General features: G+C 47.7%; 20 protein-coding genes. 15 read left to right on the top strand and 5 right to left on the bottom strand.

Features of this window, described 5'->3' with window-relative positions; translation table 11 throughout:
• Positions 1–3: 3 nt before the first annotated feature.
• From gap to eno, 5 genes are all read left to right on the top strand, one after another.
• Complete coding sequence (gene gap / locus PHW53_00100; protein ID MDD4994867.1) at positions 4–1014, top strand: type I glyceraldehyde-3-phosphate dehydrogenase; 1011 nt, start codon at positions 4–6, stop codon at positions 1012–1014.
• Positions 1015–1017: 3 nt separating this feature from the next.
• Positions 1018–1938 (top strand): metallophosphoesterase, encoded by a 921-nt coding sequence (locus PHW53_00095; protein ID MDD4994866.1) that lies wholly within the window; start codon positions 1018–1020, stop codon positions 1936–1938.
• 15 nt (positions 1939–1953) lie between these two features.
• The gene (locus PHW53_00090) at positions 1954–3126 is read left to right on the top strand and encodes a phosphoglycerate kinase (protein ID MDD4994865.1); all 1173 of its coding nucleotides are present in this window, start codon (positions 1954–1956) and stop codon (positions 3124–3126) included.
• A 64-nt stretch (positions 3127–3190) separates the two neighbouring features.
• Entirely contained in the window at positions 3191–3958 is a 768-nt protein-coding gene (locus PHW53_00085; protein ID MDD4994864.1) for an SIMPL domain-containing protein, read from the top strand.
• 2 nt (positions 3959–3960) lie between these two features.
• Positions 3961–5220, top strand: coding sequence for a phosphopyruvate hydratase (eno, locus tag PHW53_00080; GenBank protein ID MDD4994863.1), 1260 nt, complete (start codon positions 3961–3963; stop codon positions 5218–5220).
• A gap of 141 nt (positions 5221–5361) precedes the next feature.
• Here the strand turns inward: eno and PHW53_00075 are convergent, their stop codons facing one another.
• The 4 genes from PHW53_00075 to PHW53_00060 form a co-directional block, all read right to left on the bottom strand.
• A complete protein-coding gene (locus PHW53_00075) occupies positions 5362–5856 on the bottom strand; it encodes an adenylyltransferase/cytidyltransferase family protein (protein MDD4994862.1) in 495 nt (164 codons plus the stop codon).
• Between the two features lie 907 nt (positions 5857–6763).
• A complete protein-coding gene (locus tag PHW53_00070) occupies positions 6764–7321 on the bottom strand; it encodes a hypothetical protein (protein ID MDD4994861.1) in 558 nt (185 codons plus the stop codon).
• A gap of 219 nt (positions 7322–7540) precedes the next feature.
• Positions 7541–8002 (bottom strand): hypothetical protein, encoded by a 462-nt coding sequence (locus PHW53_00065; GenBank protein MDD4994860.1) that lies wholly within the window; start codon positions 8000–8002, stop codon positions 7541–7543.
• Positions 8003–8132: 130 nt separating this feature from the next.
• Positions 8133–9587: a hypothetical protein gene (locus PHW53_00060; protein ID MDD4994859.1), complete on the bottom strand. Its 1455-nt coding sequence runs from the start codon at positions 9585–9587 to the stop codon at positions 8133–8135.
• Positions 9588–9703: 116 nt separating this feature from the next.
• On the opposite strand from PHW53_00060, the gene gpmI (PHW53_00055) reads away from it, so the two are divergent.
• From gpmI (PHW53_00055) to PHW53_00025, 7 genes are all read left to right on the top strand, one after another.
• Positions 9704–11287 (top strand): 2,3-bisphosphoglycerate-independent phosphoglycerate mutase, encoded by a 1584-nt coding sequence (gene gpmI, locus PHW53_00055; GenBank protein MDD4994858.1) that lies wholly within the window; start codon positions 9704–9706, stop codon positions 11285–11287.
• 1 nt (position 11288) lies between these two features.
• On the top strand, positions 11289–12872 hold the full coding sequence (gene gpmI / locus PHW53_00050) for a 2,3-bisphosphoglycerate-independent phosphoglycerate mutase (protein ID MDD4994857.1): 1584 nt from the start codon (positions 11289–11291) through the stop codon (positions 12870–12872).
• 90 nt (positions 12873–12962) lie between these two features.
• A complete protein-coding gene (gene mutM, locus PHW53_00045) occupies positions 12963–13787 on the top strand; it encodes a bifunctional DNA-formamidopyrimidine glycosylase/DNA-(apurinic or apyrimidinic site) lyase (protein ID MDD4994856.1) in 825 nt (274 codons plus the stop codon).
• A 3-nt stretch (positions 13788–13790) separates the two neighbouring features.
• Positions 13791–14315: a phosphatase PAP2 family protein gene (locus tag PHW53_00040; protein MDD4994855.1), complete on the top strand. Its 525-nt coding sequence runs from the start codon at positions 13791–13793 to the stop codon at positions 14313–14315.
• Entirely contained in the window at positions 14312–15394 is a 1083-nt protein-coding gene (locus PHW53_00035; protein MDD4994854.1) for a sugar phosphate nucleotidyltransferase, read from the top strand. The genes PHW53_00040 and PHW53_00035 overlap by 4 nt, the downstream gene beginning before the upstream one ends.
• 1 nt (position 15395) lies before the next feature.
• Complete coding sequence (mltG, locus tag PHW53_00030) at positions 15396–16466, top strand: endolytic transglycosylase MltG (protein ID MDD4994853.1); 1071 nt, start codon at positions 15396–15398, stop codon at positions 16464–16466.
• Positions 16467–16536: 70 nt separating this feature from the next.
• The gene (locus PHW53_00025) at positions 16537–17019 is read left to right on the top strand and encodes a hypothetical protein (GenBank protein ID MDD4994852.1); all 483 of its coding nucleotides are present in this window, start codon (positions 16537–16539) and stop codon (positions 17017–17019) included.
• A 60-nt stretch (positions 17020–17079) separates the two neighbouring features.
• Here the strand turns inward: PHW53_00025 and PHW53_00020 are convergent, their stop codons facing one another.
• On the bottom strand, positions 17080–17541 hold the full coding sequence (locus PHW53_00020) for a hypothetical protein (GenBank protein ID MDD4994851.1): 462 nt from the start codon (positions 17539–17541) through the stop codon (positions 17080–17082).
• A gap of 141 nt (positions 17542–17682) precedes the next feature.
• Here PHW53_00020 and PHW53_00015 point away from each other — a divergent pair, with 141 nt between their 5' ends.
• The 3 genes from PHW53_00015 to PHW53_00005 all read left to right on the top strand — a co-directional run bounded on the left by PHW53_00015 (position 17683) and on the right by PHW53_00005 (position 21872).
• Complete coding sequence (locus PHW53_00015; GenBank protein MDD4994850.1) at positions 17683–18873, top strand: hypothetical protein; 1191 nt, start codon at positions 17683–17685, stop codon at positions 18871–18873.
• A gap of 85 nt (positions 18874–18958) precedes the next feature.
• Positions 18959–21010 (top strand): UvrD-helicase domain-containing protein, encoded by a 2052-nt coding sequence (locus PHW53_00010; protein ID MDD4994849.1) that lies wholly within the window; start codon positions 18959–18961, stop codon positions 21008–21010.
• A 25-nt stretch (positions 21011–21035) separates the two neighbouring features.
• On the top strand, positions 21036–21872 hold the full coding sequence (locus PHW53_00005) for a hypothetical protein (protein ID MDD4994848.1): 837 nt from the start codon (positions 21036–21038) through the stop codon (positions 21870–21872).
• The last annotated feature ends 112 nt before the right edge of the window (positions 21873–21984 follow it).

The raw sequence follows: 21984 nt of genomic DNA, 5'->3' as shown, positions 1-21984 counted from the left end.
AATATTATGATAAAAGTAGCAATAAACGGTTTCGGTCGGATCGGCCGGACAACATTCAAGGCCGGCTGGGACAAAAAGGGGATAGAGTTCGTGGCGATTAATGATCTTACTGATACCGCGACTCTGGCGCATTTGCTTAAATACGACACGGTTTATCGAAAATGGGGGCATAGGATTTCAAGCACTAAGGATTCGCTCGCGGTTGACGGCAAGAAGGTATGGGCATTCATGGAAAAGGACCCGAGTAAATTACCGTGGGGGAAGCTTGGAGTTGATGTGGTGCTTGAATGCACCGGTTTTTTTCGCTCAAAAGAGCAGGCGGCGATGCATCTTAGCGCGGGTGCGAAGAAGGTAATTATTTCGGCGCCGGCCAAGGGCGAGGGAGTGAATACATACATGCAGGGAGTGAACGCGCATCAATATAAGGGTGAAGATATAATTGATAATGCTTCATGCACCACAAACTGCATCGCTCCAATTGCGGCGATTGTTGAGGCGAAGTGGGGCATCAAGAAGGCGTATATGACCACCATCCACGCAATGACTTCGGACCAGGTGCTGGTGGACGGTCCGCATAATGATTTGCGCCGCGCCCGTACCGCTCCGCAGAATATTATTCCGACCACAACCGGCGCGGCGATCGCGACCGGCAAGGTTATAAAATCGCTCGCGGGCAAGTTTGATGGCATGTCCATTCGCGTGCCGGTTCCGGTGGTTTCACTCGCGGATTTTACTTTCGTCTTGAAGAAAAAAGCAACCGCCGAGGCGGTGAATAGTCATTTGAAAAAAATGGCCGGGGCTCCGCACTACCGCGGCATCATTGACGTGACCGACGAGCCGCTGGTGTCGTCGGATTTTATTGGTAACGATCATTCTTCGATCGTTGATTTAAGCCTGACCGAAGTTGTTGACGGAGATCTTTTAAAGATCATTGCCTGGTATGACAATGAATGGGGATATTCTCACCGGCTCGCGGAAATGGCGCTAGTTGTCGGTAAGGCGATCAGGAAATAAATTATGCGTTGGGAAAATCTGCTATTTGACGGAATAATTTTCTTTTTTTTGATCGCCTCGGGCGCCGGTATTCTCGAGCTCCGCGATCGGGCAAAGAAAAACAAAAGAGCGTTATTTCATTTTTTTGTTTTGTCATTAGCAATTGCGTGGCTCACGGTTTTTTATGGCAGTTTCGTTGAACCGCGTTTTATCGTGACGCGCAACTATGATTATCCGATCAGCAGCGGAAGCGGGGAGAATATGATTAAGGCCGTGGTGCTGGGAGACTTTCATCTCGGTCCATATAATGATGAATATTTGATTGACAATGTCGTGCGTCGCGTAAATCGCGTGCGGCCGGACATTATTTTTTTGGTCGGCGATTTTATTTCTTTTGACAATGGGCAGATTGATAAATTTGCCAAACTTGGAGAGCTCCAGGCGCCGCTCGGCGTGTTCGCGGTTACCGGAAACCATGATTATCAGGGCGGGGGCATTGACGGGGTTGTTGAAAAATTGCAAAAATTAAATATTATATTTTTACGCAATCAGGGTTCAACGATAAAGATCAGCGGTCGGGAATTTTACATCGCCGGAGTGGATGATTACTGGTTTGGCAACATGGATTTAACCCGCGCACTGGTCGGTCAGCGGCCGGGCCAAAGCGTGATTTTACTTGCCCATAATCCGGACGTGGTGCGGTATCTGCCGGCGCCGCTCCGAGTTGATTTGCTGATTTCCGGGCATACGCATGGCGGTCAAATCAGGCTGCCTTATATCGGTTCGGTGGTTGAATTGCCGTCCGATTTGCCGCGGACTTATGCCCGGGGGCTCCTGGAGTGGAAGGGCAAAAATATGTTTGTCACACCAGGACTTGGAGAGATTGGGCCGAGAGCCAGGCTTTTTGATCCGCCGGAAATTTCGGTTTTGAATATCTCTTTCTAGTGATATAATAACAGCATGAAACTCAGAAAAATTACGGACATTAAAGAAATTAGGGGCGAGCTTTTTTTAGTTCGCGTTGATTACAACGTGCCGATTGCGCACAGCCGTATTTTGGATGACACTAAGATTCGGCGTTCGCTTAAGACGATTCGTTATCTTACAGCGCGTGGCGGCGGCGTGGTGCTCGTGTCTCATTTTGGGAGGCCCGAAGGAAAGCGGAACCCAAAATATTCGCTCCGGCCGATCGGAGCACGGCTTTCGAAGCTTTTAAAAAAATCAGTTTATTTCTGCGACGCTCCGATTCCGGGGTCAGAATTTTTTGGCAACGCCTGGGAAACCTGGGACGGCCAGGTGACGCTCCTTGAAAATATTCGTTTTTACGCCGGAGAAGAAGCAAATAGCGCGAACTGGGCGCGGGAACTCGCCCGACCGTTTGATTATTTCGTGAATGACGCCTTTGCCTCCTCGCACCGGGCGCACGCGAGTGTGGCCGCGGTGACAAAGTTTTTACCGAGTTATGCCGGGTTTGATTTGGCGGATGAAGTGGAGAATCTTGAGCGCGCGGTACAGGGTTCGAAGCGTCCGCTTGTTGTGGTTCTTGGCGGCGCGAAAATTTCCACAAAAATTAATTTGATAAAAAAATTTGTTAAAAAAGCGGATTGGCTCATACTCGGGGGCGGACTGGCGAACAGTGCGCTCGCGGCACGCGGATTTAAAATCGGCGCGTCTCTTGTTGAGCGGACGCAAAAAAGCGCGGTTTCATCAAAAAAGATTATTCTACCGGTTGATTTTGCGGTTGGGGACAGCCGGACGCGGCGTTTTGTCGGCATTAGAGAAGCGAATCCTAAAACCCGAACGATTTGCAGCGGCAAGGAAGCGATTTTTGATATCGGTCCGAAGACCATGGGGTTATATAAAAAATATCTGGCTAAGGCGGGCACCATCATCTGGAACGGTCCGCTCGGCCTCGCGGAAGACAAAAGGTACGCGCGCGGCACCCAAGAGATTGCGCGGGCAATCGGACGGGCGCGCGGCAAGACTTATGCCGGAGGCGGAGAAACGGTGATGGAAATAAATAAACTGAAACTGGGACGGAGATTCACTTTTGTTTCGGCCGGCGGAGGGGCGATGCTAGAATATCTTGAGGGCAAGAAGATGCCCGGATTAAAACCATTAATTAAAAAATAATAATTAAGCCAAGGAGGGTATGCCGCAAAAAAAATTAACAAAAATTAATAATAATCCAAAGAATATGAATAATACTATTTGGCCAAAGTGGCCCGAGCAAAAGCTTTTTTTCGTGCTGGTCGGAATTTTTATGGCGTATGCCATTATCTGGACGGCGACCGGCATACAGAGCAATCTTGAGGAATTTAATAATATCGGCAAAGCGCCGCGCGAACGTGACGTAATTGTCATTGATGGCCAAGGGGATGTTAGCGGCACGCCGGATATCGCGGTCGTGGATGTGGGTATGGTCTCCGAAGCGGCGGCGGTTATTGATGCCCAGAATTCAAATACTGAAAAAATGAACAAGCTCGTTAGTGAGCTCAAGAAAATGGGTATTGATTCCAAGGATTTGCAGACGGCTAATTATAGCATTTATCCCAAATACAACTATTCCGAGGGGCGTTCGGATATTGTCGGATATACGGTGAATCAGAGCGTTGAGGTGAAGATCCGCGATATGGAAAAAATTAGCCTGGTGCTTGCAGCGGTCGGTAGGTCCGGGGCCAATCAGGTTTCCGGCGTGCAGTTCGGTATTGACGATTCGGATCAGCTGAATGAAGAAGCGCGTATTGAGGCGCTTGCGGATGCAAAAACCAAAGCCATCAATATTGCCAAGGCGCTTGGTGTGAATATCGTGAGGGTGGTTGGCTTTACCGAATCATCGGCAATGCCGAGTTCAATCGCATATTCTAAAATGGCCGAGGACATGGGCGGCGGCGACATGCCGCAGATTGAATCCGGCACGCTGGATGTTGTTTCAAACGTAACGGTGACATTTGAAATTGAATAATTATGAATTTCAAAATTAAAAATGTTAAAGCGCGCGAGATTTTGGATTCGCGCGGCAACCCGACGCTTGAAGCAACGATAGAACTTGTCGGAGGAGCGGTCGGCATTTCCAAGGTGCCGTCCGGCGCTTCAACCGGGTCCCACGAAGCGTGGGAGCTCCGGGATGGCGGCAAGCGGTATTTGGGAAAGGGCGTGTTGCGCGCGGTATCAAATGTTAATAAGATTATCGGCCCGATGCTTCGGGGCATTGATGCGCGGCGGCAGGCGGATATTGATCACGCCATGATTGAGCTTGACGGAACTCTGAACAAAAAAAAGCTGGGCGCGAACGCGATTTTGGGAGTCTCGCTCGCCGCGGCCTCGGCCGCGGCTCGCGAAGCCGGTAAACCGCTTTATCGGTACATCGCCGGCGTTTACGGATTCAAGCCGCGCAAATTACGGCTGCCGTACCCCATGATGAATATCTTAAACGGTGGAGCCCATGCCGGCTGGACCCTGGATTTTCAGGAATTTATGATCGTCCCTCGCGGGGCGCGCTTTCGCGAGCGGGTGCGCGCGGGTTCGGAAATATTCCATCAACTCGGAAAAATTCTGAAAGCGAGCGGTTATCCCACGGCCGTGGGGGATGAGGGCGGATTCGCGCCGCGGCTCGGAAAAAACGAGCAGGCATTCGGCTTGATTATGAAGGCGATCCGCGCGGCAAAATATAAGCCTGGACGGGATGTGGCCATTGCGATTGACGCCGCGGCCACGGAATATTACGACGCCAAGAGCAGGAGATATATTCTCAAGGTTGATAAAAAGAGACTTGATGCCGCGAATCTAGTCCGGCAGTATGAATCATGGATAAAAAAATATCCGCTCATATCCATTGAGGACGGACTTTCGGAAGACGACTGGACAAACTGGCAGGCGATGACCCGTCGGCTTGGCAAAAAGATTCTGCTCGTTGGCGATGATTTATTCGTGACCAACGCGGAAAGGCTGGGCAGTGGAATTGAGCTCGGAGTGGGAAATGCGATTCTCATCAAGGTCAATCAGGTCGGCACGCTGACCGAAACAATTGATGCCATAAAATTGGCGCAGGGTGCGGGATATAAGGTGGTAATATCGCACCGTTCGGGTGAAACCGCGGATACGTTCATTGCCGATCTTGCGGTGGCAATTGGCGCTGAGTATATCAAGACCGGCAGCCTGTCACGGTCCGAGCGGGTTGAGAAATATAACCGGCTGATGGAGATTGAGGCGGAACTGGGAGCGTAGAAGCATTAAAACAAAAACGGCCTTTATTGAGGTCGTTTTTCGTTTCGTATGATGGCGTATACCGTGTTGTCTGACCTGAGCGGAATGTAATGAAGCGAAAGTGCAGCGTGGCTGAACGAAGTGAAGAGTATTGCCCGTTTTTTATTCGGTTAGCTTATCAATAATAGCGGTTGATGAATTTGATCTGTCTTCGCGATCAAGCAGAAACTTTATTTGAAGATTTTTTGCACGTTGCTTTTTAGTTTGCCAATATTTATCAGCCTTTGCTGCTGTAATCAGACAGTCGGGCCTCAGGGCCTTGAGAATTTCAATGTGGATTTTGTCAGCGTTTACATCATCGGCATAATCAAAAACCGCCTTTATCTCAAAAACCATATCAATACATCTTAGTTCTGAAACTAGCTGTATTCTTTGTTTAATTCTATTGACTGGGCGGTTTTTGCCTTTGAAAAGAGAAATAGTTTTGTCATTATCTAAGCCAACAACTAAAAAATCCACATGTTTCTTGGCGAATCTAAAAAGCTGGATATGGCCAAAGTGCAAAACATCGAAACATCCTGTTATGAGGCCTACCTTTTTACCCAGCTTTTTTTGCTGCCTAACCTTATTTGAAACATCATCAAGTGTGAAGATCATAGAGAAAATGGGCAATATTTCAGCTAACGTTTAAGAATATCTGATGTTTTTGCCTGCTTCCATATTGTCATATAAATGGAGAAAAAGGCAAAAATATGGGAGAGAAAATTTTTCCTTCATTATTAAAAGTCTAAAAGTGAAAAATTTTGGAACCAGATATTCTTTGTTGTGCGATGTTTTAAAAAACAAACTTACCTTATAAAAAAGAGCCCTTTTGAAATTTTTTTTTGGCTGTGCTTGACAGACAGGCTGTTTTCTGCCACACTATTTTGAACGCTAATTTGGGCGTTAACTACACACAATGAGGAGAGAGTGAAATGCGTACATTAATTTTGGAATTCCGTAAGCCAGAGGAAGGATCCTTCGACATGGGATACTCTCGAGCCTGGGGGTTCAAAATCTTCCAGGATGGGGAAAGGTTCTTTAGAGAGGATTCGCAAGCGGGTGGTTCTGAGATGGCCACAAGGATGGACGGGAGTACCTTCTTTCTCGATCACGAACCGTGGAAAGGAGAGGCAAAGGAGATTTCCAGGAAGGACGTGGAAGAAATGATAAAGAGAGCGAATAATGACAGCAAATACAAAGTCCTATGCTCTCCATCACCCTCGCGTCGTAAACGGAGAACCCGCTGACAAGCGGTGATCACCCTCGTCACTCATCAGCCTCGGGGCACACCACTCCGAGGCTTTTTCTTTTCCAAAAAAATTTCAAAAGGGCTCTATTAAAAAATAAAAAGTTTGTTTTTTAAAATTTCGCACAACGTTTGCGTGTATGCGATGTCTTTGCCCGCTTCCTTATTATATTCTAAAAGAAGAAAAGGGCAAAAATATGGGTGAAAGAAAAAGTGCAACCTTTGAAAATTATTAACGCACTTTTTCTTGAACCTCATACACGCTGTTAGGCGATGTTAAAATTTATTTTTTATATACTTTTTGAAAACTTTCACCGTTGTAATATTATGCTTCAATACTATATCGTAGATAATCTTACTTGAAATATTTTGAAAAAATTTATTCCTGTAATTTTTAAATTTTAGGATTGCTAATTTTTGTTCTTTGCTAATTTCATCAGGTTTTAAACTGAAGTACGGTAATTTGTGTAAATCTTCGGGGGTTAACAACCAAATGTCAATCTTCCATTTCGTCTTGTTTATCTTTTTTTTAAGCCCAACATAGTATGCCGAGGGGAAATCAGGATGCTTATTTTTCTTCCAATCAAAAAATAAATAACCTTCAAAAGAACAAAAATTAGTAAGTTTATTGAAAATTTCTAAAACTTTTTTCTTAGAATAGCTTTTATTTACTACATAAATATCTATATCACCGCTCATCATTAAATCAGCGGCATAAGCGCCTGTGAAGATTACGTCTCCAAATTCTTTCAAAATATTTTCAACACCACTATCTTGCAATAGGTTAACGGCTTCTCGTTTCCATTTTTTACTTTGTTTCGAAACATCCATCATAAATAATTTAAAAAATAAATTTTTATTTCGCCTAACGTTTAGGGATATACGAAGTTTTGCGGAGTGAAACGGAGCAAAATTTGGGTGAGGGGCGAGCCGAGCCCCGAACCGTATATCCCTTGTTAAGCGAGGGTGAGCGTAACGCAGTGAAGCGAAAGCGCAGCGTCCCCCGAGCGACTGAAAGGAGCGAAGGCGTATGACGCAGGCAAACAACTGTCATTACATCTTCAATTGTTCATCTAAAGGAGGATTTGAAAAATACGCCCGTACATCAAATTTAGAATCCATAAGTTCAATCATATAGAAACCTGGTTTCTTCATCATCTTGAACCCAGGCTTTGATAGGTATTTTTTCTCAAATTCAGGAAAATTGGAAATAGTAAAATCTGCATCACCTCGTTCAGGTCTGGTAGGATCAGGAATACGAATTTTTAACAATTTCAAAACACCGGAAACTGTTTCTAATGGTTCAATATGGAAAAGCAGACCCGTTGGCGTTTCTTGAATCACTTTTCCAATTTTCCGTCCAGCTTCAAGTAGTTCATTGTACTCTTCTTCGGTTTGAGAAAAAATACACGCATAATTTACGGGCGTATTTTTATATTCAATATGCTTATTTTTGAGGGCGGTAGCTCTCTCAACAATGCTTTTTACTAGATTTTTCAAATCCTCCGTCTCCATAATGTTACTAAATTACAATTGACTTAAATAGTTTGCTAAGGTTGTTTGCCGAGTAATATGTCGCTTAACTCGTTATTATGCGTAGTGATTGCTGGATAATGGTAAAATCTTGCGGTAAATGCGGATTAGTTTATGCGGCTTTTTTTGTTTCTTTGGGTTTTTCCGGTTTTTCGATTTTAATTTCCGGAAAATCGGGCCAAATCTCGTCGGCATCCAGGGTGATTTCCGGGAAATCAAGCCATTCGGCCGGCACCTGGAACAATTCTTCCACTGGCGGAAGTTCAACTTTGCGCTGGCCCTTCTTTTCCAATTCAAGCGCCTGATTGATTTTTCCAAGATACACTTCGTTGGTTTTTGCTTTTACTTCCAGATTGTGAATTGCCGCAAGGTAGGCCCAGCGTTCGGTAGAGGCGGTGAAAATAACTCTTTGGCCCAATTCGTTTGCATAATCGCGAGTTTCTTTAATTTCTTTTTCGGCGCGTTCCTGTTCTTCAGTGAGGCCGCTTAAAAGAGCGAGCTGGTCAATCCGTTGAGCGCGGGCTTGGGCGCGGTCTTGGTATTCCCACTCCTGCACCGGCATTTTAACCTCGCCGACCAGAATGTCTTCGTAAATCAATTCGCCGGCTTTTCTGAGGTTGGATCCGGGTTTGCCGATGCGGTAGACGCCGTCCAAGAAATTGAGCAGGAGGGTGCCGCCGCGGGGTTTGATGGATAATTTTTCATAACTGCGGCCAAGCTGGTTAAGGGCTTTTAAAAATTGCTGGTATTCGGGGGTTTGCCGAATTTTTTCGTTACGCTCTTTATATCTCTCGGGGGCGGTTTCCATACTGATTTGCTCGCCGACTTCCTTCCAGCCGGTTTCGGCGGCGGAAAATTGCTCTTTTTGTGATTTGATAAACTTTTCAATAACCGAATTGATTCTGACGGAAGTTTTTTCCTCGGGGATTGCTTCGGGCACGGGCGGAGCGGGCGGCAGAAAATCAACGTCGAGCTCTTCAACCTCAACTATCTCAAGTCCTTTTTTCAGTCCCGGCCACCAAATTTCCGGTTTTTGTTTATTTTTTTTCAATTCGTCGCACACCGTCTGCCAGCTGGATTTTAATTCTTTCAATACCTGATTTGGCACATCGTTCAGTTCTTTAACTATTTTTTGCGTCGGGGTTGTTTTTTTGATTTCATTAAATTTAATAAGCCGGGGCGCTTGCTCCTCGGGTTCTGCGGTTATAATTTCCGGTTCGGCCAGTTCGATCGGTGCCTCGGCTTTTTCTATTTCATCAATTTTTTGCTCGGCGGTGGCGATGGGTTTTTCAATAAAAAGAAGAGCCCTTTCGCGCTCTAGCCACAGATATTCATTTTCTAGTTTTTTATAGGCGTTGGCGCCCAGGGTTTTTTCCATTTTCTCCCGGTCCGAAGCCAGAGCGTCGATTTCATGGAACCGCGATTCAATTTCTTTGGCCCGCTCGGCAATTTCTTCGGGCGACATCCGGCCAATTCTTTCCTTGAGTTTTTCGTTATGCTCCAGGGCCTCAAATTTTTCGGCCTCGGCCCGTTCTTCGAGGGACATGGTTTCTCTTTCTGTTCGCATAGTATTTAGTGTGTTTTATGAAGTGAATCTTATGCTCAGTGTAGCATAAAATTTCAAAATTGTCAATGATTTTTCTTGTTTTTTTAGCCAAAAAAAAGTATAATGCAATAATAATTATGCAGGAAAAAGAAGGCAAATTTAACGCTCGTCGCAAGCCGGTGGTATTTATCATTCTTGACGGCTGGGGCCTGGGTCCGGCGAACCACGGCAATGCCATCGCCGCGGCGCGGACGCCGGTTTTTGACGCGCTTTATAAAAAATATCCCAATACCTCACTCAAGTGCTCCGGCAGCTCTGTCGGCCTGCCGCGCGGCCAGGAGGGGAATTCCGAAGCCGGACATCTTAATATCGGCGCCGGCCGCGTCGTGAAACAGGATATGGTTTATATTTCGGAAAGCATAAAAGACGGCACATTTTTTAAGAATACGGCATTTCTTGAGGCGGTGAAGCATATCAAAAAATATGAGAAACGGCTTCATCTCATGGGCATGCTTTCAAACGGCGCGAGCGGCCATGCCAGTCCGGAACATCTGTACGCGCTTTTGGAGTTTGCGCGGCGCCAGAAAATTAGCCGGGTATTTTTGCATCTTTTTACCGACGGCCGAGATTCGCCGCGTTTTGAAGCGCTGAAACTCTTGGACCGGCTGGAGCGGCACATGAACGGCTCCGAGCGCATCGCGAGCATCTGCGGCAGATTTTATGCCATGGACCGCAATAAGATTTGGGGGAGAACCGAACTTGCGTATAACGCGGTTGCCTGCGGGAAGGGAGTTATTGCCGAGGACGCGCGGTCGGCAGTTATTCAGGCGTATAATCGCGGCATGAGCGATGAGTTCATTCTACCGACCCTCATGCGAAACGGCGACGGTTCGCTTACGCCCCGTATTTTTAATAATGACGCGGTTATTTTTTTCAATCTCCGGTCTGACCGCGCGCGCCAGCTCACCAAGCCGTTTGTCCAACCGGATTTTGAAAAAGAAAATTCGGGTGCGTTTAAACGCGCCTGCGTGCCGAAAAATACGGCATTTGTCACATTGACTGATCTCGGGCCGGATCTGCCGGGTGTTTTTACGGCTTTTCCGAGCCGAGATATTAAGAACGGCCTCGTGGAGGTGATTGGATCGCACGGCTACCGCCAGCTTCATATTGCGGAAAGCGAAAAATTTGCTCACATTACCTATTTTTTGAACGGCGGTTATGCCGCGCCGGTTGCGGGCGAAGACCGTATCCGCATCCCTTCACCGTTCGTGCCGCGCTACGATTCTGTTCCGGAAATGAGCACCTATAAAATAACGAATACGGCGATTGACGCGATCAGAAACAAGGGATACGATTTTGTGGCAATTAATTTCGCCGCGCCGGACATGATCGCGCACACCGGCAATTTTCAAGCCGGAATCAAGACCGCGGAGGTTATTGACGAGTGCGTTGGAAAGATTGTGCGCACGGTTTTTGAAAAAGGCGGGCTTGTAATAATTACTTCGGATCACGGAAATCTTGACGAAATGATTGACGCGAAAACCGGCGCAATCGAGACGAAGCATTCCATGAACAATGTGCCTTTTATTTTAGCGGACAATAAAGAATTCAAGAACGTACGCCTGAAAAACGGCGGCGCACTTGAAAATATCGCGCCGACAATTTTAAAAATAATTAATCTGCCGATCCCGAAAGAGATGGCGGCAAAACCATTGTTTTAATATGACTCAAGCGAGACCAAGACCGGCGGTGCTTGTTATCCTTGATGGCTGGGGAGTCGCTCCGGACTATCCAGGAAACACGATAACGCATGCAAAGACGCCGTTTTTTAATGAACTCATAAAGAAATACCCGACCATGACGATTGCGGCTTCGGGCGAAGCGGCCGGTCTTTCCTGGGGAGAAATGGGAAATTCAGAAGTCGGACACCTGACCCTCGGCGCCGGACGCGTATTTTATCAAAGTCTGCCGCGCATTAGTAAGTCAATAGAAGACGGTACGTTTTTTGATAATGAAGAATTTATTAACGCAATCAGCCATGTTAAAAAAAATAAATCTACGCTGCATCTCATGGGGCTCGTCAGCCCGGGCGGCATCCACAGCCATGAGGAGCATCTGTACGCCCTGATTGAATTAGCGACCAAGAAAAAAATTGACAATGTCGCAATCCACGCTTTTCTGGACGGTCGAGATTCGGATTTTAACAGCGGCGTGATTTTTATTAAAAAGCTTGGGGATATTATAAAAAAATTTAAATGCGGTCAGATTGCGACAATTTCCGGGCGTTACTGGGCAATGGATCGCGATAACCGTTGGGATAGAACCAAAAAGGCCTATGATGCCATTGTGAATGGTGCGGCGGACGAAAATTTTGACGATCCGGTTAAGGCGATTGAGGCGAGCTATGCCAAGGAAGTATATGATGAAGAATTTGCGCCGGTGGTAATAACGCGTCGCGGCAAACCGCGGGCAACGGTGAAGGACGGGGATGCGGTAATATTTTTTAACTTTCGGCCGGATCGCGCGCGCCAACTCACTAAGGCGTTTGTTTCGCCGGATTTTACGCAATTTGAACGAAGAGGGATCGCCAATTTTTTAATGGTGACCATGACCGAGTATGAAAAAGATTTGCCGGTCAAAGTGGCCTTTCCGCCGCAATTAGTGGAGACCTGTCTCGCACGTGCGATTTCAAATGCCGGTTTGACTCAGCTTCATATTGCCGAAACTGAAAAATACGCGCATGTGACTTTTTTCTTGAACGGCACGCGCGAGGAGCCGCTTACCGGAGAGGACAGGGTGATAATTCCTTCACCGCGTGTCGCCTCCTATGATCTTGCGCCCGAGATGTCGGCAAATGAAATTACCAATCGGATTATTAAGGAAATTGGCGCGGACAAATATGATTTTATCGTGACGAATTTTGCCAATGCCGACATGGTTGGCCATACTGGAAATATTGAAGCCACAATACGGGCATGCGAAACAGTTGACCGCTGTTTGGAAAAAATTGTCACCACCGTGCTCGCCAAAGACGGGGCGGTTTTTATTACCGCGGATCACGGAAATGCCGAGCAGAAAATTAATTTACAGACCGGAGAAATGGACAAGCAGCACACCACTAACGCGGTGCCGTTCATTATCGCGAGCAAGCAGTTTGAGGGGTTGGCTTCGCCGGCCGGTGAGGCACCGGGCGGGGATTTGAGCCTCATGACGCCCAATGGTATGCTCGCCGATGTGGCGCCCACGGTACTTAAGGTGATGAACCTTGCGATTCCGGAGGAAATGACCGGACAACCGCTTATATAATCTCAAATGTCAAATGTTAGATGTCAGATCTTATGTTTAATGTTAAAGATAAGTTTTGACATATGACATCTAACATTTTACATTTCTAGTATGCCGGAGCTGCCGGAGGTAGAGACAATTGTTGGGCAATTGAGGCCGAAGATTGTTGGCCGCAGGATTTTCGGGGCTAAGGTGCTTGATCAGAAGATTGTTAATCTGCGATCCGCGGAATTCCAAGAGCAAATTTCCGGTTCAACGATCCGGGAAGTGCGCCGACGCGCGAAAGTCGTGATCTGGGAACTCGCGCCGCTGAAATTTTTAATTTTTCATCTCAAGCTCAACGGGCGGATATTGCTCGTGCCGGACAAGGAGCCGCCGCATCATGAGACGCGCGTGATTTTTGAAGTTTCTGGGCCGGATCGGATATTTTTTGATGATTCGCGGCGGTTTGCCTGGATAAAGCTTTTGAAAGGGGACGAATTTGAAAAATTTATGGCGGATCAGAATTACGGCCCCGAGCCGCTGGATAAAAATTTTTCGCTTGAAGAATTTAAAAAAATATTGACGCGGCGGCCGAACGCAAAGATTAAACAGCTTGTTATGGATCAGGAGATGCTTGCCGGAGTGGGAAATATCTATGCGCAGGAGGCGTGCTTTTTTGCCGGAATCCTGCCGACGCGGGCGGCAAAGACACTCACGGATTCGGAAATTAAGAAATTTTACAATAGCCTGTTGAGCGTTCTTAAGCAAGCGATTGAGGACCGCGGGACTTCGGTTGACGCGTATGTGGATATTAACGGCCGGCAGGGGAGCTATGAACCAAAACTTAGGGTTTACGGTCGAGAAGGCCAAAAATGCCGGAAGTGCGGCTCGGTGATTAAATTCATGAAGCTTGGCGGCCGGGGAACGAGATGGTGTCCGGGCTGTCAGAAATAATATATGAGTTTAGACCAAAAATTATTTTTAATGATCAACGGTTTTGCCGGAGACAGTGAGCTGCTGGATTGGATTGCGATTTTTGGCGCGCGATATTTAATATGGATAATCGTGGGTTTCGCGATTATGGCGGTGGTGCAGTTGCGAAAAGGGGAATTGCGCATTAAGTTCAAGCGAGCGTTCGCGACTGGATTGGCGGCGGCGTTTGGAATCGTAGTAAATTTCATAATTTCTTTTTTTGTCACTCGTCCAAGGCCGTATGAATCCGGATTGGGACAAAATATTTACGATGGGACAATGTCGATGGATTCGTTTCCGTCGGAGCATACGACCGCGGCATTTGCGATTGCGATGGCGGTTTATTTCTGGAATAAAAAAGTCGGGCGTGTGCTTTTGGCTCTGGCGGCGCTGGTCGGACTTTCAAGAATATTCGTCGGAGTGCATTACCCGCTTGATGTTGTAGTTGGTGCAATCGTTGGATGCACTGCAGCTTACGTTGTCGTAAAATTGATTTTGAGAAAAATATGAAAATAGTAATCCGCGCCGGAGGATTAGGCAAAAGATTGTGGCCGATGAGTCGCAAGGACCGGCCAAAACAGTTTTTGAAACTGATTAGCGATAAAACTTTGCTTCACGATACCATTGAACGGGTCGCGCCAAATATTAGTCCGGAGACTGATCTTTTTGTTTCGGGCCGATTTGATTCGCGCGAGGAAATATTGAAAGTCGCACCCGAGGTTTCCGGGAACAATCTGATACTCGAGCCGGCGAGCCGCAATACCGGACCGGCAATTTGTCTGGAATGCGCGTTTCTGGAAAAGCGGTTCGGCCCGGAAACAATCGTGGCGACTTTGCCGTCGGATGATTATATTTCCGACAGCCAGGCGTTCCGTGATCTCTTGCGGCAGGCGGAAGAATTTTTGGAGAATAATCCCGAGTATATTTTGACCCCGGCGGTCCGGCCGGACGAGGTGGACACAGGCTACAGCTATCTCAAAGAAGGACGGAATCTCATGAAGCTGGGCGAGGAAGCGATTTTTGAGGTGTCGGACTGGGTTGAAAAACCAAACGCGGATTTTTGCAAACAGCTTATTGAATCCGGCGTGTATTATTACCACACCGGCATGTATATTTGGCAGCTCGGAAACATCATCAAACTTTGGGAAGAGCATAATCCGGCGATGCTCGAGGCGTGCCGCAATATCATTTCAAAGAATTTACCTCAGAATAATGATGAAACTATTGAGGTTTATAATACATTGGAAAAGGGGACCATTGAATCGGTTTTAACGCATAAGATTTCAAAGATAGCGATGAGCGTTTCGAACCGCATCGGCTGGAGCGATTTGGGTAAGTGGTCAAAAATTAAAAAATATATGCAACTGGACGGGGCGGGCAATGCGACTCGCGGCCGCGTTCTGGCGCACGACACGACTGATTCGCTGATTATTGGATCGGAGGAAAAATTGATTGCCGCGATCGGGCTTGATAATATGATTATCGTGGATACGGAAAAAGCGCTTTTTATCTGTCCGGAAAATCGGCTGGATGAGATCAAAAATGTAGTGGAAGAGATTGAAGAAAAAAAAATGGAGGACTATTTGTAGAATGCAAAGTTACATAAAAAAATTTACATACTGCGGATTGATGTTTGTTTTTATATTGGCGCTCGCGGTGGCGGCTGGGTATTTTATCAATCAATTTTATTTTATATCGCCGCCAGCCGGCGCCGGAATCAGCGAGTTTACCATTGAGTCGGGCGAGAGCGCCGGGCAGATTGCGCAGGAATTGAAAGGCGGGGGTATTATTAAAAATAAATTTGCGTTTGATTTGTATGTACGCATCTCTAAGAACGCGGCTGATTTTAAAACCGGCGAGTTCACGCTTCGGCCGGGCATGAGTATGGCAAAGATTTCAGATATTCTGACCGCGGCCGAGAATGCCGAAGCATGGGTGACTTTGATTGAAGGCTGGACGCTGCGTAATTACGCGGACAAATTTGAATCAAGCGGATTATTTTCAGACATGGAATTCTTTGAACAAACCGGACTGCCGGCGGAGGATTCACGCGCCTTGAGTTTGGAGAATCCGACGGAAAAATGGAAGCAGGAATTTTCCTCTCTCGCCGATAAGCCGGAAAAGGCTTCACTCGAGGGATATCTTTTTCCGGATACGTATAAGTTTTTCCTCAACGCATCAGCTGAAGATACGATACGGCGCATCTTGCAGAATTTTGACAAAAAATTAAGACCCGAATGGCGCGCGGAAATTACGCGGCAGGGAAAATCGATTTTTGAGATAATCACTATGGCGAGCATTATTGAAAAAGAAATGTACGGCCTGGAGGACCGCAAGATGGTTTCGGATATTTTTTGGAAGCGGTTGGAGCTGGGCATGGCGCTCCAGTCAGACGCGTCGGTGAATTACGTGACCGGCAAGGGTCTGACGCGGCCGTCGCTTGAGGATCTTGAGGTTGATTCGCCGTATAATACTTACAAATATCCGGGCCTGCCGTTCGGACCGATCTGTAATCCGGGAGCCGAAGCAATTGAAGCGGCGATATATCCGACGCCAAATGAGTATTATTATTTTCTGACCACGCCGGACGGGGAGATTATTTATTCAAGAACCCATGATGAGCACGTGGCGAATAAGCGACGATTTTTAAACGGGTATTGACAAAAATGCAAAAAAGTGCTATAATTAACTAAATAATACTAATTAATTTAATAAATAATCAATAATTACTATGTCAGAAAGATCAATGGAAATGATGCAGTCTCCCGAGGAACAGATGTATGAATTCATTGACAAAATGAGAATGAATCGTACGTCCATACTCGTCAAGGAGAAAGAAAGGGAGGATTTATCAGCGAAGGTCAACAGCATTCTTGAGAATACTGGCGACACCGCTGAAGAGTGCGTCAAGTCAGTGCTTGCACTTGAAGAGCTTCGTTTAAAAAAAGAAGCCGCTAGCATTGAGATAAGAAAGCTGATTCTTGAAAATTCAGCTTTGCATTCAAGTGTTGAAGATATGAAATCAAAGGTGAAATTGCCTGAGGCTAAGGATTTTTCAAAGCAAGAAGACGAGTGGTTTAGCCAAGGCGATGAAATTGCTGATGATTTTGCGGGAACGGCCGTAAAAGCAATCGGCAAGGCTAAGGGCGGTCAGCTCGAAGCGCTGCCGACCAATGAAGATGAAATAGACAATTGGCTGGAACAAGCTGCGTAAAAATAAAAAATAATTAAAAAAGGAGAGGGATCCAGAGTGGGTCCCTCTTTTGTTTCCAGGTCAATTGGTCGCTTGATCGTCCTTGGCCGGAAGATCTTCGGCGGTGTCCGTAATATCATCGGCCGGATAGAAAAAGCCGTTTTTCGGGCAATGGACGAATATCATCGTTTCGCCCGTAGGTAGTTGTATCTGCAGGTACTCCACATTTGTCGCGTGGAGACGCCCCCTTACCTCATTCTGTTCCAACTTCAACGGCTTCAGAGTTAGAACGTAGAATATTGAGTCGTCGCTGGTAAATCCCTCAGCGTCGCCTTTAATCTCGAATTCGAGCCCCTCGGGATATTCGTCGGTTATGGCGAGTAGGCGTATCTGGCTGAGCAGACCGCACGGTATGTCGCCGCTTAACCACACGATTAGCTCCCGTCGTTTGTCCTGGGTGCGGAAGATGAGATGCAGGATGTTCGCGAGCCAGCTGGTGCTGGCGTTGAAAGAACCTTTATTTTGATTCATGCCCGGCATCATAGTTACCTCCTTAGCAACATACTACCTTACCTTATTTTTGGTTATTTGTCAATAGTGCTCTCATCCGGCTAGAATTTCGTTTGACAGAGTCCGTAAAATTATGATAAAAATCGTCCAGTACATCAAACGACGGAGAGGGCAATGTGGAAGGACATTGAAACAAGCAGTGGAATACATCAGCTTGACGTAGAGGAGATTGGCGGAAGTCGCATGCTGGTCATTATGCCGCGAGTGCGGATTGGCGGCGTGAGCATCGGAGGAAACTCCGAAAGATTTCCGGACGGCGCGGTGCTGATTTCCCGGCGGGAGAAAAACCGGGAATTTTACCAGGTTTACCGGGACGGTGTTTACAGCGCCTTGCGCAGCCGCGCGATAATCCAACGGCAGTACGGCGAGGTGCATACCGCGGGTGAAAGGCATAATGTTGCCATGGGTATTGGCAGCGCCCGCGTATTTCTTGAGCATCTGATTCGCTACGGCCAGCTTTCGGACGAAGAGCGCGAAGACGTGTACTTCTGCTTGGAAGAGCTCGCGAAGACCCTGAAATGCAAACGTAACGAATCGAAGGTGGAAGCGCGCGATTATCTGGAGCTTTCGGCCGATTCCGAAGACTCGCTCGGGCGCGAAAATCCCATGGCCAATTGCGCGGAACTCGCTGCGGGCATGAGCCACCTGACTTTCCGGCTTACGGAGATTCCGGAAATCGCGAAATACATCGGCCTTGACGAAGTCCGTCTCATGGCCGAGCGCGACCGGCATCTTACTTCCTGCCATCAGCTCTATTGGAAGTTGATTGGAGCGCTGGAGAAGCGGCCCTTCAAGCATGCCGGTAAGTACAGCAAGGTTATCTATCCTTTAGTAGAGCGCTGGCTCCAGCAGAGGATACAGGATATTTCCGAATGGCGGGTCGCGCCATTCACGCGGACCCGAAACCACGCCATCGCCGAGCTCAAGGATGCGCTCTCGAAAAGTCAATCTGGCAGCAACGGCCAGGCGGCGATACTGATACGGCGCGTTGCGAATTCACTGAACTTCAAGCGGGCGCAGTACTTTTTGGAGCAGATTCTCATGGGCGTTTCCCTGATTGAGAAGAGTCTGAAAAGCGATGCGAGTACGCGGAATGCCGATTTCTCCATCAGCCGCGCCTCGGATCTCGCGGCCGATCTCGGCGATCTCAGGGTGAAGCTGACGCGCTTTCTCCATGACGGAGGTTTCCAGTTCAAGCCCAAGAATCTGCTCATACACCATGTTGATATGGCCGGGAGGGCGCTCGCGGCGCTGGAGTGGCAACCCGCCAAGAAAGAGCTGAAAGCGGCAACGGCGCTGCTCTAGGAGGATCCTGACTTCGGTTTTCATGAATCGGAGTCATTTTTTTAGGTTTGAATTTATATTGAAAAAATGATAAAGTATTTGGACTATGGGTGCGATCAATTATGAAAAAGAGTTGAATTCCGAGCAGCTTGAAGTGGTGAAATCCGCCGACGGGCCGTGTTTGGTGCTCGCGGGCGCGGGTTCGGGTAAAACGCGGACAATCGTGTACCGCGTGGCTCACTTGATTGAAAAGGGCGTGAAGCCGGAACGAATTTTATTATTGACTTTTACTAACAAGGCGGCCCATGAAATGATGGGGCGGGTTGAAACTTTGCTCGGAAGCGGCGGCGTGGGAATTTGGGGAGGGACATTCCATTCGGTGGCAAACCGGATTTTGCGCCGGCTTGCCGGCCGTATCGGATTTAAAAATAATTTCACCATACTCGATGAAGAGGACGCCAAGGACATGATTAAGGCGTGCGTGCGCGATCTGAATATCGATACCCGGGCAAGGCGGTTTCCGTCGCCCGCGGTGATTAAGAGTATCGTGAGTTACGCGACTAATTCGCGGACCGATATTGAAGCGGTGATTGACGTAAAATATCCGAATTTTTTGGAGCTCGCGGATTCAATCCGTGAAGCGGCCGCGCTTTATGAAAAACGAAAGCGCGAAGCCAACGCCATGGATTTTGACGATATGCTGGTTTATCTTTTGCGGCTTCTGGAAAACGATACCGCCGTTCGCCAGGGTCTTGGTCAAGGGTTTGAATATATTTTAGTTGATGAATATCAAGACACAAATGTGATTCAGGCGCAGATCGTCATGGCGCTTGCCGAGGGCCATCGCAATGTTCTGGTGGTCGGCGATGATGCGCAGAGTATTTATTCTTTCCGCGCGGCGAACCTCCGGAACATTCTTGATTTCCCAACGGTTTATCCGAACGCCCGGACATTTCGTTTAGTCACAAATTACCGTTCAACTCCGGAGATACTGAATTTGGCGAATAATATTATTGAGAATAACCGCGAGCAGTTTCGCAAGGAATTACGAAGTGTGAAGAAAAGTTTTGAAAAACCAAATCTCGCGCCGCTTGCCTCGGCCCACGAAGAGGCGAAATTTATCGTTGAGACTATACTTACTTTGCGCGACGAGGGGGTGCGGCTTGATGATATGGCCGTGCTTTTCCGCGCCACGCATCATTCGCAGGAGCTTGAAGTCGAGCTCGTGAAGCGCGACATTCCTTATGAATACCGCGGCGGCGTGAAATTTTTTGAACGCGCCCACATCAAGGACGCGCTTTCTTTTTTGCGCATCGTCGGCAATATCCAGGACGAAATGGCATGGATGCGCGCCCTCACCATGCAGGCGGGCATCGGTCCCGCCGCTGCGGGACGGATTTTTGAGCGGGCACGCGCGCTTCCGGACGCGGCCGGCATCGCCGGGCTTGAAATAGGCGACATTTTGGAAAGACGGGCGGCGAGCGGCTGGGGGAGTTTTTTGGAAATTTGGCGGGCGGTTGCGGCAAGCGATAATCTGCCCTCGAGCCTGGTGCGGGCAATCTGTGGTTCGCCATATCAAAATCATCTTGAGCAGGAGTATCCCAACTGGCGCGAGCGGCTTGAGGATCTGGAACAGCTCGCGGTGTTTGCCGAGCAGTACGGAGACGTGAGCTCATTTCTTACCGAAATTAGCCTTTACGACAGTTTTGGCGCGCTCCGGAGCGGCCCGGCCGCGTCAGGCGATGATGAAAAAATTGTTTTATCAACCATCCATCAGGCCAAGGGTTTGGAATGGCCGGTGGTTTTCGTGATGCATCTTACGGATCAGGCGTTACCCAACCGCCGGGCGCTCGCCGAACCGGGCGGGGTGGAGGAGGAGAGACGTCTTTTTTACGTGGCCGCGACGCGGGCCGCGGACCGGCTTTATATTACTTATCCGCTCACTTCGGGATATGATAATTTGTCGTTTAATCAGCCTTCAATGTTCATACAGGAAATTGATCCAAGGCTTTTCGAACGGCTGGAGATGGAAGGCGCGCCGGCAGTACATCGGGGCGAGTATGCGGACCACGAGCCGGTGATTATTTGGGACCAGGACGGAGAAGAAAAGAAATCTTTGCCGAGGAGAAATTTATTGAGAGAAATTGATGAATTGTGATTGCAGGTGATATAATATTATGCGCATGAAAAAAATAATAATCGCGGGCTTATTTTTATTTTTTGCCGCTATCCCGGCACAGGCCGAGACCGTGGTTGATTTGCATTTGTTTTACGGGGATGGATGCCCGCATTGCGCCAAGGAAAGAATTTTTGTCGAGGGGTTAGGGCAGGAGTACGAATATCTCCGAATTCACGAATATGAGATCTGGCACGATGAAGACTCGCAGAAAATAATCAATTTGCTTGCCCAAGAATCAAATATTCAGTCGTCGGGCGTGCCGATTACCATTGTCGGAAATCAGGTGGCGTATGGATACAATGACGACACAACAACCGGCGCGAAGATACGCGAAATGGTGGAATTGTGTTTTCGCGATCAGTGTCCGGATCAGCTTGGCGAAATAATCGTTAAGATGCGCGAAAGCGGCGACTTGCCGCTCGATCCGGCGGTGAATTCGGAAGTTACGCCAATCGAAAATGCAAGCGGCACCGATGAAGTCGGGGCGGCGATCGACGGTTCAGCCGAGGTCCCGGATAAAATTAAGCTCCCATTTGTCGGTGAAATACAAATTCGCGATTTTTCTCTGCCGATGCTGACGCTTGCGATAAGCCTGGTTGACGGGTTTAACCCCTGCGCCATGTGGGTCCTCGTGTTTTTAATCAGCCTGCTTCTCGGAATCCCGAGCATAAAGCGGAGATGGCTCATTGGCGCAATTTTTGTCTTGGTCTCGGGTTTTGTATATTTTTTGTTTCTGACGGCGTGGCTTAATATATTTTTATTTATCGGTTTCCTTTTTTGGGTGCGAATTGCGATTGGCATTATTGCAATTGCGGCAGGTATTCATTTTCTGCACGAATAATGGACCAATCCGGAGGGAGTATGCAAGGTGACAGCATCACCCGGCCGCAAGCGTATTCTTGAATATCTTAAATTAGTGGCGCAGGGTGAAAATCTGTTCATTGCTCTGGGCG

It is taken from the genome of Patescibacteria group bacterium, assembly GCA_028710985.1.
GTDB lineage: Bacteria > Patescibacteriota > Patescibacteriia > JAHJFT01 > JAHJFT01 > JAQTTB01.
This window is presented reverse-complemented; position numbering and strand designations above follow the sequence as displayed.

Coding starts and splice junctions, on each gene's coding strand:
- PHW53_00075 (MDD4994862.1), bottom strand. CDS start 5,856: ATGATCTTCACACTTGATGATGTTTCAAATAAGGTTAGGCAGCAAAAA.
- mltG (MDD4994853.1), top strand. CDS start 15,396: ATGCAAAGTTACATAAAAAAATTTACATACTGCGGATTGATGTTTGTT.
- PHW53_00015 (MDD4994850.1), top strand. CDS start 17,683: ATGTGGAAGGACATTGAAACAAGCAGTGGAATACATCAGCTTGACGTA.
- PHW53_00065 (MDD4994860.1), bottom strand. CDS start 8,002: ATGGAGACGGAGGATTTGAAAAATCTAGTAAAAAGCATTGTTGAGAGA.
- gpmI (MDD4994857.1), top strand. CDS start 11,289: ATGACTCAAGCGAGACCAAGACCGGCGGTGCTTGTTATCCTTGATGGC.
- PHW53_00005 (MDD4994848.1), top strand. CDS start 21,036: ATGAAAAAAATAATAATCGCGGGCTTATTTTTATTTTTTGCCGCTATC.
- PHW53_00070 (MDD4994861.1), bottom strand. CDS start 7,321: ATGATGGATGTTTCGAAACAAAGTAAAAAATGGAAACGAGAAGCCGTT.
- PHW53_00025 (MDD4994852.1), top strand. CDS start 16,537: ATGTCAGAAAGATCAATGGAAATGATGCAGTCTCCCGAGGAACAGATG.
- PHW53_00095 (MDD4994866.1), top strand. CDS start 1,018: ATGCGTTGGGAAAATCTGCTATTTGACGGAATAATTTTCTTTTTTTTG.
- PHW53_00035 (MDD4994854.1), top strand. CDS start 14,312: ATGAAAATAGTAATCCGCGCCGGAGGATTAGGCAAAAGATTGTGGCCG.
- eno (MDD4994863.1), top strand. CDS start 3,961: ATGAATTTCAAAATTAAAAATGTTAAAGCGCGCGAGATTTTGGATTCG.
- PHW53_00090 (MDD4994865.1), top strand. CDS start 1,954: ATGAAACTCAGAAAAATTACGGACATTAAAGAAATTAGGGGCGAGCTT.
- gpmI (MDD4994858.1), top strand. CDS start 9,704: ATGCAGGAAAAAGAAGGCAAATTTAACGCTCGTCGCAAGCCGGTGGTA.
- PHW53_00040 (MDD4994855.1), top strand. CDS start 13,791: ATGAGTTTAGACCAAAAATTATTTTTAATGATCAACGGTTTTGCCGGA.
- PHW53_00010 (MDD4994849.1), top strand. CDS start 18,959: ATGGGTGCGATCAATTATGAAAAAGAGTTGAATTCCGAGCAGCTTGAA.
- mutM (MDD4994856.1), top strand. CDS start 12,963: ATGCCGGAGCTGCCGGAGGTAGAGACAATTGTTGGGCAATTGAGGCCG.
- PHW53_00085 (MDD4994864.1), top strand. CDS start 3,191: ATGAATAATACTATTTGGCCAAAGTGGCCCGAGCAAAAGCTTTTTTTC.
- PHW53_00060 (MDD4994859.1), bottom strand. CDS start 9,587: ATGCGAACAGAAAGAGAAACCATGTCCCTCGAAGAACGGGCCGAGGCC.
- PHW53_00020 (MDD4994851.1), bottom strand. CDS start 17,541: ATGATGCCGGGCATGAATCAAAATAAAGGTTCTTTCAACGCCAGCACC.